The 15,661-nt window shown below is 74.6% G+C and carries 14 protein-coding genes and 1 pseudogene; 10 read left to right on the top strand and 5 right to left on the bottom strand.

Features of this window, described 5'->3' with window-relative positions; genetic code table 11:
* The 5 genes and pseudogenes from MNY62_RS23630 to MNY62_RS23610 form a co-directional block, all read right to left on the bottom strand.
* Positions 1-303, bottom strand: a pseudogene (locus MNY62_RS23630) (hypothetical protein); the annotation flags it as partial.
* Between the two features lie 66 nt (positions 304-369).
* Positions 370-2,316 carry an APC family permease gene (locus tag MNY62_RS23625; protein ID WP_242346791.1) on the bottom strand — a complete coding sequence of 649 codons (1,947 nt, stop codon included), beginning with the start codon at positions 2,314-2,316 and terminating at the stop codon, positions 370-372.
* Between the two features lie 60 nt (positions 2,317-2,376).
* The gene (locus MNY62_RS23620) at positions 2,377-2,730 is read right to left on the bottom strand and encodes a hypothetical protein (RefSeq protein ID WP_242346790.1); all 354 of its coding nucleotides are present in this window, start codon (positions 2,728-2,730) and stop codon (positions 2,377-2,379) included.
* An 84-nt stretch (positions 2,731-2,814) separates the two neighbouring features.
* Positions 2,815-3,234, bottom strand: a complete 420-nt coding sequence (locus MNY62_RS23615; protein ID WP_242346789.1) for a hypothetical protein — start codon at positions 3,232-3,234, stop codon at positions 2,815-2,817.
* 138 nt (positions 3,235-3,372) lie between these two features.
* Positions 3,373-4,419, bottom strand: a complete 1,047-nt coding sequence (locus tag MNY62_RS23610; protein WP_242346788.1) for a serine/threonine-protein kinase — start codon at positions 4,417-4,419, stop codon at positions 3,373-3,375.
* Positions 4,420-4,509: 90 nt separating this feature from the next.
* On the opposite strand from MNY62_RS23610, the gene MNY62_RS23605 reads away from it, so the two are divergent.
* From MNY62_RS23605 to MNY62_RS23560, 10 genes are all read left to right on the top strand, one after another.
* Complete coding sequence (locus MNY62_RS23605; RefSeq protein ID WP_242346787.1) at positions 4,510-5,274, top strand: isoprenyl transferase; 765 nt, start codon at positions 4,510-4,512, stop codon at positions 5,272-5,274.
* Between the two features lie 3 nt (positions 5,275-5,277).
* Positions 5,278-6,111, top strand: coding sequence for a phosphatidate cytidylyltransferase (locus MNY62_RS23600; RefSeq protein WP_242346786.1), 834 nt, complete (start codon positions 5,278-5,280; stop codon positions 6,109-6,111).
* A 45-nt stretch (positions 6,112-6,156) separates the two neighbouring features.
* Positions 6,157-7,311, top strand: a complete 1,155-nt coding sequence (locus MNY62_RS23595) for a 1-deoxy-D-xylulose-5-phosphate reductoisomerase (RefSeq protein WP_242346785.1) — start codon at positions 6,157-6,159, stop codon at positions 7,309-7,311.
* Positions 7,312-7,413: 102 nt separating this feature from the next.
* Positions 7,414-9,087, top strand: a complete 1,674-nt coding sequence (gene rseP / locus MNY62_RS23590; RefSeq protein WP_242346784.1) for an RIP metalloprotease RseP — start codon at positions 7,414-7,416, stop codon at positions 9,085-9,087.
* A 9-nt stretch (positions 9,088-9,096) separates the two neighbouring features.
* Positions 9,097-9,852: a tRNA (adenosine(37)-N6)-threonylcarbamoyltransferase complex dimerization subunit type 1 TsaB gene (tsaB, locus tag MNY62_RS23585; protein WP_242346783.1), complete on the top strand. Its 756-nt coding sequence runs from the start codon at positions 9,097-9,099 to the stop codon at positions 9,850-9,852.
* 292 nt (positions 9,853-10,144) lie between these two features.
* Positions 10,145-11,593: a site-2 protease family protein gene (locus tag MNY62_RS23580; protein WP_242346782.1), complete on the top strand. Its 1,449-nt coding sequence runs from the start codon at positions 10,145-10,147 to the stop codon at positions 11,591-11,593.
* Positions 11,594-11,601: 8 nt separating this feature from the next.
* A complete protein-coding gene (locus MNY62_RS23575) occupies positions 11,602-12,510 on the top strand; it encodes a TIGR01777 family oxidoreductase (protein WP_242346781.1) in 909 nt (302 codons plus the stop codon).
* 47 nt (positions 12,511-12,557) lie between these two features.
* Positions 12,558-13,580, top strand: coding sequence for an aspartate-semialdehyde dehydrogenase (locus MNY62_RS23570; RefSeq protein WP_242346780.1), 1,023 nt, complete (start codon positions 12,558-12,560; stop codon positions 13,578-13,580).
* Between the two features lie 289 nt (positions 13,581-13,869).
* Complete coding sequence (locus tag MNY62_RS23565) at positions 13,870-14,787, top strand: fibronectin type III domain-containing protein (protein WP_242346779.1); 918 nt, start codon at positions 13,870-13,872, stop codon at positions 14,785-14,787.
* Positions 14,784-15,506, top strand: a complete 723-nt coding sequence (locus tag MNY62_RS23560) for an MXAN_2562 family outer membrane beta-barrel protein (RefSeq protein ID WP_242346778.1) — start codon at positions 14,784-14,786, stop codon at positions 15,504-15,506. The genes MNY62_RS23565 and MNY62_RS23560 overlap by 4 nt, the downstream gene beginning before the upstream one ends.
* Positions 15,507-15,661: the final 155 nt, after the last annotated feature.

The following is a 15,661-nucleotide window of genomic DNA, read 5'->3' as shown; positions in this document are numbered from 1 at the left end:
CTCACCCGCGGGCGCCGGCGCGTCGCCCACGCGGCCGCTCCGGTAGTCGCGCCACTCGTCCTCGACCGCGAGCCTGAGCGCGCGCAGCGAGCGGGGCGGCCGCGCGGCGCCGCTCTCCTTCTGCTGCTCGAGGCCGCGCCGCAGCCCGCGGCAGACGACGGCCACCGGGACGCCGCGCCGCTCCCAGTCGCTCACGATCTCCTCGTCGAGCGGCGACAGCATGAGCCCTGCGCCGCGCAGCCCGAGGAAGTACTCGGAGACCACGGCGGCGTAGTCGAGCGCGGAGGAGGGGAGGTCCGACACGGCGAGGACAGGATACGCGGCGGGTACGACGGTGGCGCGCGGCCCGGCGGCCTGCCAGGTGCTGCCTCAGCGCTCCGCCGTCCGGACCGCGAGCGGCACTCGCGCCTCGGCCTGCGCCCGCCGCCGAGGTGACACGCGCCGGTGCCCGGCGAGGTGCCAGGGGGCGTCGATGACCACCACCTGCGGTCCGCCGCGAGAGAGGAGCATCCGCTTCAGCGCGGTCGCGGTGTGGCTGAAGAACAGGGCGTGGTACCAGCGCGTCTCGACGAGCTCGGGGACGAGCACCGCGACGAAGCGCGACCGGTCCTGGGCCGCGAGCCGCCTGACGTAGGCGAGCAGCGGGTCGACGACCTCGCGGTACTGCGTCCGCAGCCGCACGAGCTGGGGCGGGTGGAGGCCGCGCCGGCGGGCCGGCTCGGCGACCTGACGGTCCCAGACGTTCGCCAGGTTCTCGACCTCGCGCTCCGCGGCGAGCACCTGTATCGCGTGCACGTCCGGCGAGATCGTGAGCGCGAACCGGAGCGCCTTGCGCGTCACCTGGTCGAGGTGGCGCACCGGGACCACCACGACGGGCGGCACCGCATCCTCGAGGTCGAGCGGCGCGTCCGTCCGGATCGCGGACAGGACCGCGTCGTAGCGGGCACGCATCCGCCGGAAGAGCACGACGAGCGCCGGGATGCACAGCACCGTGATCCAGGCGCCCTCGGCGAATTTCGACGCGAGGATGACGAGGAGCGTCGCCCCGGTGAGCGCGGCGCCGGCCGCGTTGAGCGCCAGGCTGCGGCGCGAGGACGGCCCGGGATGGCGGCGCCAGTGGACGACCATGCCCGCCTGCGAGAGCGTGAACGCGGTGAACGCGCCGACCGCGAAGAGCGGCACGAGCCGGTCGGTGATCCCGCGGAAGGCGAGGAGCAGGACGCCCGCGAGCGCGGCGAGGAGGACCACGCCGGTGGAGTACACGAGGCGACGCCCGGCGTGCGCGAACGCCTCGGGGAGGTGGCGGTCGAGCGCGAGGGCGCGGCACAGGCGCGGGAAGTCCGCGAAGCTCGTGTTCGCGGAGAGGCAGAGGACCGCGATCACCGCCGCCATCGCCACGGCGTAGAGCGGGCCGCGTCCGCCGACGGCGGCGACGAGCTGGGAGAGGACGCTCTGGTAGCCCGGCGCGCCGGGCTCGGTCGCGCCGATCCCGTAGGCGTGGGTGAGGGCGGCGATCCCGAGGAGCAGCACGACGAGGATGCCGACGACGGTGGCGAGCGTCCGCTTCGCGCGCGCCTGGGCCGGGGCCCGGAACACGGGCACGGCGTTGCTCACCGCCTCGACGCCGGTCATCGCCGTGCACCCCGCCGCGAAGGCGCGGACGACGATCCAGGCGCTCACGGCCGCCGTCGCCGCGTGGAGCGGCGTGGGCGGGACGACGGGCGCGGGGTGCCCACCCGCCAGGGCGGCGCGGACGAGCCCGAGCAGGATCACCCCGCCGAGGCACGCCACGAAGGCGGCCGTGGGGATCATGAACAGCACGCCCGTGGTCCGGAGCCCGCGCAGGTTCGCGAGGGTGAGGAGGGCGAGCAGCGCGAGGCAGAGCGGCAGCGTCAGCGGGAGGAGCCGCGGCACCGCCGAGACGAGCGCGCCCACGCCGGCGGAGATGGCGACGGCGACGTTGAGCGCGTAGTCGACGAAGAGCGCGGCCGCGGCGACGAGCCCGAGCCCCTTGCCGAGGTTCTCCTTCGACACCGTGTAGGAGCCGCCGCCGTCCGGGTACGCCCCGATGGTCTGGCGGTAGGACGTCTGGACGACCGCGAGGAGCGCGACGATGACGAGCGTCACCGGGCCGGCGAAGCGGATCCCGGCGGCGCCGAGCGCGAGGAGCACGGTGAGCGCCGCCTCGGGCCCGTAGGCGGCGGACGCGAGCGCGTCGAGCCCGAGCACCGGCACGCCCGACGCGACGCCGAGCCGCTCGGTGTCCGCGTCGCGATCGGCGATCCGCTTGCCGAGGAGGAGCTCCGCGAGTCGCACGCACTCACGATGGCCACCGCGGCGCCCGGCCGGCACGGGGGGGGCGGCGCGACGCCGCGCTCACGCGCCGTAGTAGCGCCCGTTCGCCTCCTCGCCGATCACGCCGAACCGCGCCCGCGAGCCGGCGAGCGGATCCGAGCGCCAGGTGAAGCCGAGGGACGGCACCTCGACCCGCGCCTCGGCCTGGGCGGTCGCCTTCCAGCCCTTGAAGCGGAGCTGCCGTGCGGGATCGTCGATCGTCACCGGCTCGTCGGTCGCGGTCCACACGACCGTGACGTCGAGGCGGGCACGGCGCGCGTCGGCGTCGGGCGCGGGCCAGCGCGGCTGGTCGATGACGGCGAGGCCCGTGAGCCGGAGCGTCGCCTTGCGCCCGTCCGCGGAGACCACGAGCGCGCCCGGGGGGACGTCGGCCATCCAGTAGAGGCCGTTCGGACGGATCAGCGGATGGAGGTCGTGGACCTTTTCGGCGGGGATCGACGATCCCCGGAAGATCGTCAGTCAGAGGTGCGAGAAGATCCCGCGCCGCTCGATCCGGTTCGTCGGCCAGTAGGTCGCGTCGATGAAGGAGAAGTCCGTGGAGGGAGCGCCCCACGGCAGCGGGCTTCCCTTCCCGTCCTTGCCCGTCCCCTCGAAGTCGTTCGCGCGCGCGATGCGCCCCTTGAAGTGGAAGATGTTCGAGGGGTCCATCCCCGGGCCCGGCGACTGGTTGTGGCTGCCGTTCTTGTCGAGCCAGGGGATCGCCGACGGCTCGCTCGAGCCGCCCACCGGCGCGGCGAGCACGTCTCCACCGCCGCGCGCCTTCTCCGCGCGCGCCCCGCCGGGCACTCCGCCCACGCCCGCCACGCCGAGCGCGCCGAGCCCGGTCGTGAGGAGCCTCCGTCGGCCGAAGCCGGCCGCCGCCCGCGAGCGATCACCCATGGTCATCCTCCGCGCGGGCGCATGCCCGCCGGCGATGCCCTAGCCTCGGTTCGCGCCGCGTGCGCGCCGCCGGCGAGGTCGCCCGGAGGTGCTGGCGGGAACGAGGGGGCCCGCCCGGACGTCAGGCGCGGCGGTCGCTCAGGTGTCCATGGCCCTGAGCTCCTGCGCGACCTCGTCCGCCGTCGGCGGCCGGCGGCCGGGGTCCTTCTCGAGGAGCCGCTCGGCGAGCCGCGCGAGCCTGGGGTCCGCGCCGGCGTTCACGCAGAGCAGCGGGGGCGGCGCCGCGTGGAGGATCTCGCGCCAGAGCGCGACGGGATCGCTCGACGCGAACGGTGGGACGCCCGCGAGGAGCTCGAACAGGATGACGCCGAGGCTGTAGAGGTCGCTGCGCGCGTCCACGGGCTGGCCCTGCGCCTGCTCGGGAGACATGTAGCGGTAGGTGCCGACCACGCGGCCGACCGCGGTGAGCGCCTCCTCCGGATCCGCCGCCGCGGTCTTCACGAGGCCGAAGTCCATGAGCCGAGCGACGCGCGCGTCGTCGATCATGACGTTCGTCGGCTTCAGGTCGCGGTGCACGAGCCCTTCCGCGTGCACGTAGGCGAGGGCGTCCGCGACCTGGGCCAGCGCGGCGCGGAGCCGGTGGACCCGACCCGGACGGTTGAGCGCGACGAGGAGCTGCGGAGAGGGGGGCGCGAGCCCGCACCCGCCGCTCGACGAGGGTTCGGCCGGGTCGGGCCACTCCGTCTCCGTCGCGGGCTCGTCGAGCATGGCGGCGAGCGCGGCGCGCGCGTCCGGGAAGGGGCCGGTCCCGCCCGACTCGGTCTCGTCGTCGGACTCGCCAGGCGAGGCGCGCGCGCAGAGCGGCGTCGGCGCGGCGTCGAGCGCGGGGGAGAGGTAGGCGCGCAGGTGGAGCCCGAGGACGAGCTCCATCGCGAGGTACGAGCAGCCGGCGGAGAACCCCGCGTCGTACACCCGGACGACGTTCGGGTGATCGAGGTCGCGGAGCACCTCGTACTCACGCGCGAGCCGGCGCGCGGCGGTCGGGTCGGCGGCCGCGCTCGGGCCGAGCACCTTCACCGCGGCGAGGTGGCCGGTCTCGACGTGCCGTCCGCGGTAGACGGTCCCGACCCCTCCCCGTCCGATGACGGACAGGATCTCGTACGGGCCGACGCGGCGGGGGGGCACGGGAATCGAGCATACGCCAACCGTCGCGGGAACGGTCAAACCCCCGCCCTGACTGACGTTCGGGCTCGCGGCCGCCCGGCGACCCGTGCTATGAGCCGCGGCGTGACCGGCGAGACCCCCGTCGAAGAGCTCGAGGCACGCGTGCGGGCGAGGCCCGTGCCGCGCCACGTCGCCATCATCATGGACGGGAACGGGCGGTGGGCGGAGGCGCGCGGGTTGCCACGCGTGCTCGGACACCGCGAGGGCTCGGAGGCGGTGCGAGCGGTGACGCGCGCCGCGCGACGCATCGGCGTGGAGGCGCTCACCCTCTACGCCTTCAGCGCCGAGAACTGGGCGCGCCCGGACGAGGAGGTGGGGGCGCTCATGTCGCTGCTCGCCGAGTTCCTCGAGTCCGAGCGCGCCGAGATGATGCAGAACGGCATCCGGCTGAACGCGATCGGCGAGCTCGACCGGCTGCCCGACGTCGTGCGCGAGAAGCTCGCGTCGGTGCGCGCCGAGACCGCGGCGAACACGGGGATGACGCTCACCCTGGCGCTCTCCTACGGCGCCCGCCAGGAGCTCGTGCAGGCCGCGCGTCGCGCGGCGGCGGCGAAGGGCGCCGAGCTCGACGCGGACGACCTCGAGGCGGCGCTCTGGACCGCCGGCCTCCCCGAGCTCGACCTGCTCGTCCGGACGAGCGGCGAGCGGCGCATCTCGAACTTCCTCCTCTGGCAGTGTGCCTACGCGGAGCTCTACTTCTCCGACGTCCTCTGGCCGGACTTCCGCGACCGGGAGCTCTTCCGCGCCATCGAGGACTTCCAGGGGCGCGAGCGCCGCTTCGGCCTCACCGGCGCGCAGCTCGGCCCCCGCACCTAGCGAATGCGCGCGTTCGATCAGAAGAACCGCCAGAACCTCGTGGTCCGCGTCGCGTCCGCGGCGGTGCTGTTCCCGCTCGCGGTGTGGCTCACCTACGTCGGCGGCCTCCCGTTCGCGGTGCTGGCGGGCGGCGCCGCCGCGATCGCCGCCTTCGAGCTCGTGGTGATGTTCGGGGCCGTCGGCGCGACCGAGGTGTTCGGCGTCGCGGTCGCGGGCGCGATCCCGTTCGTCGCCGCGTGGGAGCCGAGCGGCAACCTCCTGCCCGGGTGGTCGGGGCTCGCGCTCGGCGGCGCGACCATCGTCCTGTTCGTCTTCTCCCTTTTCCGGCGATCGCCGCTCGAGGAGGCGCCGCGCGCGATGGCGATCATCGCGCTCTCCTGGCTCTACTGCGGCCTGCTCATCGCCTCGCTCGTCGGGCTCCGGCTGCGGTTCGACGTGGGCTGGGTCATCCTCGCGTTCGTGGTGACCTGGGGCAACGACACCTTCGCCTACTTCACCGGGCACGCGCTCGGCCGGCACAAGCTGCTCGAGCGGATCTCGCCCAAGAAGACCTGGGAGGGCTTCGCCGGCGGGGCGGTGGGCAGCGTCGTGGGCGCGCTCGTCACGCGCGCGCTCCTCCTTCAGGACGAGCTCTCGGTGGGTCTCGCGATCGCGATCGGGCTCGGCGGGGCGGTCCTCGGGCCGCTCGGCGACCTGGCCGAGTCGATGGTGAAGCGCGCGGCGGGGGTGAAGGACTCCGGCAAGATCATCCCCGGCCACGGCGGGCTCCTCGACCGCATCGACGCGCTCCTGTTCGTCGCGCCGTGGGTGTACGTCTGCGCGGCGTACCTCCGGTAGGGCCGTCCGGTCGCACCTCGCCCGCCCGTGATAGAGATTCGCTCCGTGAAGCGCGTCGCGATCCTCGGCTCCACCGGCTCCATCGGCGTGCAGGCGCTCGACGTCGCCGGCCGTTTTCCCGAGCGCTTCCAGGTGTTCGGGCTCGCCGCCGGCCGCAACGCGAGCCGGCTCGCCGAGCAGGTCCGGCGCTTTCGCCCGCGCCTCGTGTCCGTCGCGGACGAGGCCGCCGCGCGCGCGGTGCGCGAGCTGGCGCCCGGCACCGAGGTGCTGGTCGGCGAGGCGGGGGCGGTCGCGGTCGCCTCGCACCCCGACGTGGACTTCGTGCTCGCCGCGATCTCCGGCGGCGCGGGCCTCCGCTCCACCGCCGCGGCGATCGAGGCGGGGAAGCCCGTCGGCCTCGCGAACAAGGAGTCGCTCGTGCTCGCGGGCGAGCTGCTCACCGCGCGCGCCGCGGCGCGCGGCGTGCCGATCCTGCCGGTCGACTCGGAGCACAGCGCCATCTACCAGTCGCTCGTCGGCCACAACCGGCGCGAGGTGCGCCGCCTCATCCTCACGGCCTCGGGCGGCCCGCTCCGCCTCGTGCCCGCCGCCGAGCTCGCCGACGTCGGCCCCGAGCGTGCGCTCAAGCACCCGAACTGGTCGATGGGGGACAAGATCACCATCGACTCGGCGACCCTGATGAACAAGGGGCTCGAGGTGATCGAGGCGCGCTGGCTCTTCGGCGTCGAGCCGCGCCGCATCGACATCGTCGTTCACCCGGAGTCCATCGTGCACTCGATGGTGGAGTACATCGACGGCTCGATGGTCGCGCAGCTCGGCGTCTCCGACATGCGCGGGCCGATCAGCTACGCGATGGGCCACCCGGAGCGGCTGCCGCTCGACCTCGCGCCGCTCGACCTCGCCCGCCTGGGCAAGCTCACCTTCGAGCAGCCCGATCCGGCGCGCTTCCCGGCGTTCATGCTCGCCTACCGCGCGCTCGAGCTCGGCGGCACCGCGCCCGCGGTGCTCTCCGGAGCCGACGAGGCGGCGGTCGCCGCGTTCCTCGCCCGCCGGTGCCGCTTTCCCGACATTGCCGACATCTGCGCCGCCGTCCTCGAGGCGCACGCCGTCGAGCCCGTCCGGAGCGTCGAGCAGGCGCTCGCCGCGAGCGAGTGGGGCCGCCGCGAGGCCGAGAAACGCGTCGCCCGCGCGGGTCGGTAGCCCGCGCGCCCCCCGCCGCGCCTTCCTGGCTCCATCAAGGCGACGAAAGTTTCGTCACGGGCCCGGGCGAATCGCCCGGCCGCCCGGTACGATGGGGATGACATGCCGGATTTCCTCCTCAAGGCTGGGTCGATCGTCCTCCTGCTCGGCGGGCTCATCTTCGTCCACGAGCTCGGCCACTTCCTCGTGGCCAAGGCGCTCGGGGTGAAGGTCGTCCGCTTCTCGATCGGGTTCGGGGTGCGGCTGTTCGGGTTCACGCGCGGCGAGACCGAGTACCGGATCTCGCTCCTGCCGCTCGGCGGCTACGTGAAGATGGCGGGCGACGACCCGTCCGAGGAGCTCGCGCCGGAAGATCGCGGCCGCGGCTTCCTCGAGCAGCCGCCCTGGAAGCGGCTCCTCATCGCGTTCGCCGGGCCGGCGATGAACCTCGTCTTCCCCGGGCTCATCTACTTCGCCCTCATGATCGGGCAGAACGGTGAGCCCACCGCGGGTCCGGTGGTCGGCACCGTCGCCCCGGGCTCGCCCGCCGCGGAGGCGGGGCTGCGCGCCGGGGACCGGATCCTCTCCGTCCAGGTGCCGGGCACGGCGCCCGCGCCGGTGCGCTACTTCGGCGACCTGCGTGATCTCGTGTCGCCGCACGCGGGGGAGCCGCTCACGTTCCGCGTCGAGCGCGACGGGGCGGCCGTCGAGCCCGTCACCATCGTGCCGGCGTCCGACGAGGAGTCGAACCCCATCGAGACCACCCGCCGCGGGGTCATCGGCGTGACGCCGTTCTACGCCCCCGCCGTGGTGGCGCCGGCGCCCGGCGCCGCAGGGCCGCTCGAGCCGTTCGATCTCGTCGTCGCGGTGAACGGGCAGAAGGTCCGCCACCTCGGCGAGCTCGATCACGCGGTCCGCGCCGCGGCGTGCAAGCCCGTGTCGCTCGAGGTCGTCCGCGAGAGGCCGGTGGCGCTCCCCGGGGCGACCCTCGCGACCTTCGATCCGGTGAAGCTCGAGGAGGTCCCGACCTGCGTGGAGGGACGCCCAGCCTTCCTCCCCGCCGACCCGTCGCTGTCGACGTTCGTCGCGGCCGTCGTCCCCGGCAGCCCCGCCGACAAGGCCGGGCTCCGCCGCGGCGACGCGATCGCCGCGATCAACGGGAAGCCGGTGCGCTCGTTCACGCGCGACGTGAACGCGCTCGGCCGCGAGTTCCAGGCCGGCAAGCCGGTGACGCTCACGCTCGCCGGCGGGCGGACCGCGACGCTCGTCCCGGCGAAGGAGAGCTACGTCGACGACCTCACGAAGGAGCGGAGGGAGCGGCTCGTGCTCGGCTTCCACCCCGATCGCCGCGCGCTCGTGGACGCCAAGGCGCTCGTGGTCGACGAGATCCCGCTCTCGCGCGGCGTGGTCGAGATGGCCGAGCTCGCGTGGCGCCAGCTCTCCGAGGTGGTGCGTCTCACCGTGCTCGGCATCCAGCGGATCGTCACCGGCCAGATCAGCTTCAAGACGGTGGGCGGGCCGATCATGCTGTTCTCCATCGCCTCCGAGGCGGCGCAGGAGGGCTGGGCCTCGTTCCTCTTCAAGATGGCGCTCATCAGCGTGAACCTCGGCCTCATGAACCTCCTGCCGATCCCGGTCCTCGACGGCGGGCACATCGCGCAGGCGCTCGTCGAGTCCGTGACGCGGCGGCCGCTGTCGCTCCGCGCGCGGGAGATCGCCAACATCGTGGGGATCATCCTGCTCTTCACGCTCATGATCTTCGTGTTCAAGAACGACATCGTGCGGCTCATGGGGTAGAAGCGCGGCATGCTCGTCGCCGCCCTCGACACCGCCACGCTCACGCTCTCGTGCGCGCTCGTGGACGTCGTCGCCGGCGCGTCGCCGCGCGTCCGCCGCGAGCGGACGGAGCACGCCCCGGCGCGCCCCGCCGCGGGCGCGACCGGCGGCCACGGGGCGCGGCTCCCCGGCGCGCTCGTCGCCCTCCTCGACGCGGAGGGGCTGCGGCTCGCCGACGTCGAGGGCTTCGCGATCGGCATCGGCCCCGGCTCGTTCACCGGGCTCCGCATCGGGCTCGCCACGTGGAAGGGGCTCGCCTACGCGAGCCGCCGTCCGATCGTGGGGGCGTCGAGCCTCGCGGCGATGGCGCTCGCCGCGGCGGCGGACGCCCGCCCGGGCGAGGTGCTCGTGCCGCTCCTCGACGCCAAGAAGGGCGAGGTCTACGCGGGCTTCTACCGCGCGGCGGGCGAGGCGGTCGAGGCGGTGCTGCCGGAGGCGGCGCTCTCGCCGGCCGCGCTCCTCGAGACCGTCGCGGCGCTACCCGGCGCCGCCGCGTTCGGCGAGGGCTACGCGACGTACGCCGCGGCGCTCGAGGGCCGGCTCGCGCGGCTCGCCACCGCCATCGTGACGCCGACCGCGGCAGCGGTCGCCGCGATCGCCGCGCCGAGGCTCGCCGGCGCGAGCTTCGACCCGCAGGCGCTCTTCGCGCTCGAGCCGCACTACGTGCGCCCGAGCGAGGCGGAGCTCAGGTTCCCGAAGGGCCTCGGCCCCGGCGCCGACCGCTGACTCGGTGCACGATCCCGGGCCTGCGGCGGGCGTCCTCGCTCCTTGCGCCTGCGGCGCACTGCCAGGCGCCGCTGTGCGCGGCTCCCCTCGAAGGAGCGCCTCGACGCGCGTCGCTGCGGGTGCCCGCCTCGGCTCCGGTTTCGTGCACCTCGTTGACCCGGCCGGCGCGACCCGCCGAAGGATTCCGCATACGGCCCACGGCCCCCTCGGGCGCGCAGGCCCCGACTCGGCTATCTTCCGTCCTTCGCCCCTCCAACGGTCACGACCGGCCGCGAAGGCCAGAACGCCCACCATGGAAGCCGCCGTCTTTCGCCCTGCGCTCCGCAACGTCCTCCTCGCCCTCGTCGCCGGCGCCGCCGGCGGCGTCGTCCTCGGCGTCGTCGCGGGCGCGCCGTTCCTGCTCTCGCTCGTGTTCGGCGCGGTCGCCGCCGCCCTCGCGCTCGCGTTCCGGCAGCTCACCGGCCTGCGCGTCGTCGCGACGGTCGATGGCCTCGCGGTGAAGGGGCGCGACGCGTCGCTCTCGGCGCGCTGGGAGGAGCTCCGGCTCGGGTTCGGCAGGAGCCCGCGCCCCGACGGCTCGTGGCAGCGCTACGCCATCGTGGCGGACGCGCGCGGCCGCTCCTTCGCGTTCGCCGACTTCGCCGGCACGCGCACGTGCGAGCCCGTGCGCGGGCTCGACGGCGCCGAAGTCGAGGTCGAGGACCTGCGCGATGCCGCGCTCCTGCTCGGCCTCGTGGTGCAGCGTGCCCCGGCGTGGCACGTCCTGCCCCCGGCCCTGCTCGCGCCCCCCGTCGTCGAGGCGGCGCTCGCGCAAGCCGAGGCGCCGCCCGAAGGGCGCCGGTCGCGGGTGGGGCTCCTCGGCCTCCTCGGCAAGCTCGGCGGGACCCTCGCCAAGGCGGCGAAGACCGCCAACCTCGGGTGGGCGGCGGCCTCCGCCGCGACCTACGGCGTCCTCTTCTCCTGGAAGTTCGCGGTGGCGCTCCTCGTCCAGCTCTTCGTGCACGAGTACGGCCACGTGCACGCCATGCGGAAGACCGGCATGAGCGTGCGCGGCATGTACTTCGTGCCGTTCCTCGGGGCGATCGCCGTCACCGACGACGCCTTCTCCTCGCGCCGCCAGCAGGCGTACGTCGCGCTGAACGGGCCGCTGTGGGGCTCGATCTTCGCGCTCCTCCCGGTCGCGCTCTGGCTGTGGACGCGGGATCCGATGTTCGCGGCGGTGGCGACGTGGTGGGCGGTCATCAACCTGTTCAACCTCCTCCCCATCGCCCCGCTCGACGGCGGCCGCGTCATGCAGGCCTTCGCGTTCTCGTTCTCGTCGAGCCTGGGGGTCGCGCTCACGATCCTCGGCCTCGGCGCCGCGGTCGCGGTGGGCACGACGCTCGGCTACGAGCTCGTCTGGATCATCGCGCTCCTCGGCGGGCTCGAGCTCGTCGCCGAGACGCAGGCGCGCGCGGGCGGACGGGCGCTGCGGCTCTTGCCCGAGCGCGCCCGCTTCGGTCCGGCGCAATTCCGCTACCTGCGCGCGGTGGCGGGGCCGCCGCTCGGCTCGCCGTCCGAGGCGCTCTTCGTCCGCGACCTCCAGCGGATGGAGCAGGCCGCGAAGGCGGCGCCGCTCCGGCCCCTCGAGATGGCCGCCTTCGGCCTCGGCTACGCGGCGCTCGCGGCGGGGCTGCTCGCCCTCGTGCACTTCATGTCGCACGTGCCCGGGGCGAACGTCGCCGCGCAGATCCTGTCGTAGGAGGCGCGATGCACGTCTTCGTCACCGGCGCCACGGGGCTCATCGGCCGCGCCGTCTGCGGCGCGCTCCTCGGGGCGGGGCACGCGGTCACCGCGCTGTCGCGCAGCCGCGGCGCGGGCCGCGTCCTGCCGGCGGGCACGCGCATCCTCCGCGGGGATCCCGCGCAGCCGGGCGGCTGGGAGGAGGCGCTCGCGGGCTGCGACGCCTGCGTGAACCTCGCGGGAGAGCCCATCGTCGAGGGACGCTGGACCGCGACGAAGAAGGTGCGCATCCGCGAGAGCCGCGTGCGCGCGACGGAGCGCATCGCCGCGATCGTGCGCGCGGGCGGCCCGCGCGTGCTCGTCTCGGGCAGCGCCGTCGGCTACTACGGCTCGCGCGGCGACGAGCTCCTCGACGAGCGCTCGCCGGCCGGAGAGGGGTTCCTCGCCGACGTCTGCCGCGAGTGGGAGGCCGCGGCCGCGCCCGCCGCGGCGCGGGCGCGCCTCGTGCTCCTGCGCACCGGCATCGTCCTCTCGCCCGAGGGCGGCGCGCTCCCGAAGCTCGTCCGGCCGTTCCGGCTCTTCGCGGGCGGACCGCTCGGGAAGGGCGACTTCTGGATGCCGTGGGTCCACCTCCACGACGAGGTCGCGCTCGTGCGGTTCGCGCTCGAGGACGCGCGGGTCGAGGGGCCGCTCGCGGCCTGCGCGCCCGAGCCGGTCCGGAACCGCGACCTCGCTCGCGCGATCGGCAAGGTGCTCGGGCGCCCGAGCCTCCTCGCCGCGCCGGAGCTCGCCGTCCGGCTCGCGGTCGGCGAGGCCGCCGAGGCCGTCCTCGCGAGCCAGCGCGTGGTGCCGCGCAAGGCGCTCGACCTCGGCTACCGCTTCCGCTTCCCGACCCTCGAGCCCGCGCTCAGGGAGCTCTTGCGGAGGGCGGCGTAGGGGCCGACCTCGACCGCGACCGCGAACCTCACCCCTCGGAGATCCCCGTGCCCAAGCTCCCCATGACCCTCGCCCTCGTCGGCGCCACCGGCGAGGTCGGGCGCGCCGCGCTCGACGCGCTCGATCAGCTCGACCTTCCCGTGAAGGCGCTCCGGCCGTTCGCGTCGCCCCGCTCCGCGGGCGAGACGGTCGAGTTCCAGGGCGACGACCTGCGCGTCGCCCCGCTCGCGGATGGCGCGTTCCGCGGCTGCGACGTCGCGATCTTCTGCGCCGGTGCCGACGTCGCCCGGGCGTGGGCGCCGCGGGCGTGGGCGGAGGGCTGCGCCGTCGTGGACGTCTCGCCCGCGTTCCGCGCCGACGCCGAGGTCCCGCTCGTCGTCGCCGAGCTGAACGCCGACGCGCTCGCCGGCTTCCGCAGCCGCGGCGTCGTCGCGACGCCCGGTCCGACCGCGACCGCCCTCGCGCTGACGCTCGCGGCGCTCCGCGCCGCGGGGACCGAGCGGGTCGTCGTCTCGACGTACGAGCCCGCCTCCGGCGCGGGCCGGGGCGGCGTCGCCGAGCTCGAGCGCGAGGCGCGGGACCTGCTCGGCCTCAAGGAGCCTGATCCCGCGGCGCGCTTCCCGCACCGGCTCGCCTTCAACCTCATCCCGCAGGTGGGCGCCTTCGGCGAGGGCGGCGCGACCGACGAGGAGGAGGGGATCGCCCGCGACGTCCGCCGCGTCCTCGCGGCTCCGGAGCTGCGCCTCACCGCGACCGCGGTGCGGGTGCCGGTCTTCTACGGCGAGGCCGCCGCGGTGAACCTCACGACGCGCGAGAAGCTCGGCGCGGACGAGGCGCGGGAGCTCCTGCGGGCCGCGCCGGGCGTGAAGGTCGTCGACGCGCCGGGGGAGGGCATCTACCCGATGCCGATGCTCGCCGCGAACGAGGACGCGGTGCTGGTCGGCCGCCTGCGCGAGGACCGCTCGCAGGCGCGCGGGCTCGACCTGTTCCTCGTCGTCGAGAACACGCGCAAGGGCGCGGCCACGAACGCGCTGCAGATCGCGCGGCTCCTCGCGGAGCGACACCTCTAAACGACCGAGCATGAATTCGGAAACAGTCACCGAGCGAAGCGAGCCCGCCGGGGCGCCACCGCGATAGCGGCGAAGCCGCCCGCGGTGGCGCAAGGGACCCGGCGAGCAGGGGCGGGGGCGCAGCCCCCGTTAGAACATGGCTGCCAAATTGTCAGCGGGGGAGCGCGGGCGCTGCCATTTTGACGGCGCCCCGCCGGCGAGGGGCACGCGACGCTTGAAATCGCGAGGCGGCCGGCGGGGATCGTTCCCTTGCCCCCCTGGCGCTCCGGTTGCAGAATCGGCGCCCATCATGCGCCGAGCACTCCTCCTCGCAGCGCTGGCCCTGCCCGCGCTCGTCCGCGCCCAGACGGCGGGCACCCTCACGTTCACGCCGGACAACCTCCTCGGCTCGGCGGACTGCGATCCCACGAGCACCCAGACGGTGAGCCTCTCGTGGGCGGTGTCGGCCGTGAGTGTCGCGGGCGGGACGTATCGCGTCTACGCCTCCTCGCGCCAGCCGACGACCGGCACCACGACCGGACTGAAGCTCTGCGACACGAGCCCGACCACGGTCGACGGCGTGGCGGTGAACGCCGCCCAGGTCGGCGACGACATCACCGCCACCGCGAACCCGCAGAGCGCCGACTTCCGGACCGCCGACTTCGTCAAGGCGGCCGGCTACTCCTGCGCGGAGACCACGGCGCGCACGATCTACGTCTGCGTCCACTTCAGCCCCTCCAGCGGGAGCGATCCCACCGCGTCGGCGACGGGCTCGATGAAGCTCGACCTGAAGGCTCCCGCGAGCCCAGTCAACGTGACGGTCGAGCCGGGAGAGAATGGGCTGCGCGTCTCCTGGGACAAGGGCGTCGGCGGCGCGGCCGACGCGAGCTACTACAAGATCCACGCGAAGGCGACCGATCCGACGAAGGATGCCGGGGATCACTGGTCGGGGAAGATCCTCGACGAGACCGGACGCATCAGCGGCCGGGTCGACGGGCTCACGAACCTCGTCGAGTACCAGGTGACCGTCCTCGCCTACTCGTCGTCCGACAACGCGAGCGCGCCGTCGGATCCCCCGGTGCCGGGGACGCCGCAGCCGGTGGAGGACTTCTGGGAGTACTACCACTCGAGCGGCGGCCAGGAGCAGGGCGGCTGCGCGAGCGGGCCCGCCGGCGCGCTCGGCATCCTCGGCGCCGCGCTCGCGCTGGCGTTCCGGAGGCGCAAGTGAACGCGAAGGTCCTCCTCACGCTCGCCCTCGCGGCGCTCGCGATGCCGGCCGCCGCGCAGACCAGCTCCCCGAAGTGGGGATCGTTCGAGATCGGCGCGGGCACCTACACGCCGAACCTCGACTCGGAGTTCGCGACGAAGCCCGGCCCGTACGAGCGGATCCTCGGCGGCGGCCACGGCTGGATGTTCCGCCTCGGCGCATCGAAGGCGCTCCTCGCGAACCAGTTCGGCGCGATCGAGGTGGGGCTGCGCACCGGTTACTTCCAGAAGCGCGGCAAGGGGCTCATCGAGCAGGTGAACCCGGACGGCTCGACGAGCCTCGTCCCCTCGGTCGATACGACCACGCTCGACATCGTCCCGACGAGCGCGACCGTGACGCTCCGCTTCGAGTGGCTCGCCGAGCGCTACCGCTTCGTGCCGCTCTCGTTCTACGGGCGCGCGGCGCTCGAGCGCTACAACTGGTGGGTGACGGGCGGCACCGGCAGCTGGTCGAAGAAGGGCGCGACGAACGGCTGGTCCGTGACCGGCGGCGCCGCGCTGCTCCTCGACGCCTTCGACCCGGGGCTCGCGCGCGAGCTCGACAACGACACCGGCGTGAACCACACGTACCTGTTCTTCGACGTCACCCGCGCCCAGGTGGACGACTTCGGCAGCGGCAAGAGCTGGAACCTGTCGAGCGACGGCGTCTCGCTGCAGGGCGGCCTGATGCTGGTGTTTTAGGGTCGATGAGGAGGCAGGGTTGCGAGGCGCACGAGGCCGTCGCCGAGCCGGGCACGCGAGGAGCGAGCAGCGCAGGCGTACTGCTTCCGTACGTCGAGCAGCACAGCGACGAGCCTGCCCGGCGCAGGCAGGCATCGTGCGCCGCAGCTGATCTC

Origin of the sequence: Anaeromyxobacter terrae (genome assembly GCF_022690685.1) — a bacterium.
Taxonomy (GTDB): Bacteria; Myxococcota; Myxococcia; order Myxococcales; family Anaeromyxobacteraceae; genus Anaeromyxobacter; species Anaeromyxobacter terrae.
This window is presented reverse-complemented; position numbering and strand designations above follow the sequence as displayed.

Bases quoted from the DNA above. Each gene is read 5' to 3' on its own strand.
- MNY62_RS23620 (WP_242346790.1), bottom strand. From the start codon at position 2,730: ATGGCCGACGTCCCCCCGGGCGCGCTCGTGGTCTCCGCGGACGGGCGC.
- MNY62_RS23615 (WP_242346789.1), bottom strand. From the start codon at position 3,234: ATGGGTGATCGCTCGCGGGCGGCGGCCGGCTTCGGCCGACGGAGGCTC.
- MNY62_RS23605 (WP_242346787.1), top strand. From the start codon at position 4,510: ATGAGCCGCGGCGTGACCGGCGAGACCCCCGTCGAAGAGCTCGAGGCA.
- MNY62_RS23600 (WP_242346786.1), top strand. From the start codon at position 5,278: ATGCGCGCGTTCGATCAGAAGAACCGCCAGAACCTCGTGGTCCGCGTC.
- rseP (WP_242346784.1), top strand. From the start codon at position 7,414: ATGCCGGATTTCCTCCTCAAGGCTGGGTCGATCGTCCTCCTGCTCGGC.
- tsaB (WP_242346783.1), top strand. From the start codon at position 9,097: ATGCTCGTCGCCGCCCTCGACACCGCCACGCTCACGCTCTCGTGCGCG.
- MNY62_RS23580 (WP_242346782.1), top strand. From the start codon at position 10,145: ATGGAAGCCGCCGTCTTTCGCCCTGCGCTCCGCAACGTCCTCCTCGCC.
- MNY62_RS23575 (WP_242346781.1), top strand. From the start codon at position 11,602: ATGCACGTCTTCGTCACCGGCGCCACGGGGCTCATCGGCCGCGCCGTC.
- MNY62_RS23565 (WP_242346779.1), top strand. From the start codon at position 13,870: ATGCGCCGAGCACTCCTCCTCGCAGCGCTGGCCCTGCCCGCGCTCGTC.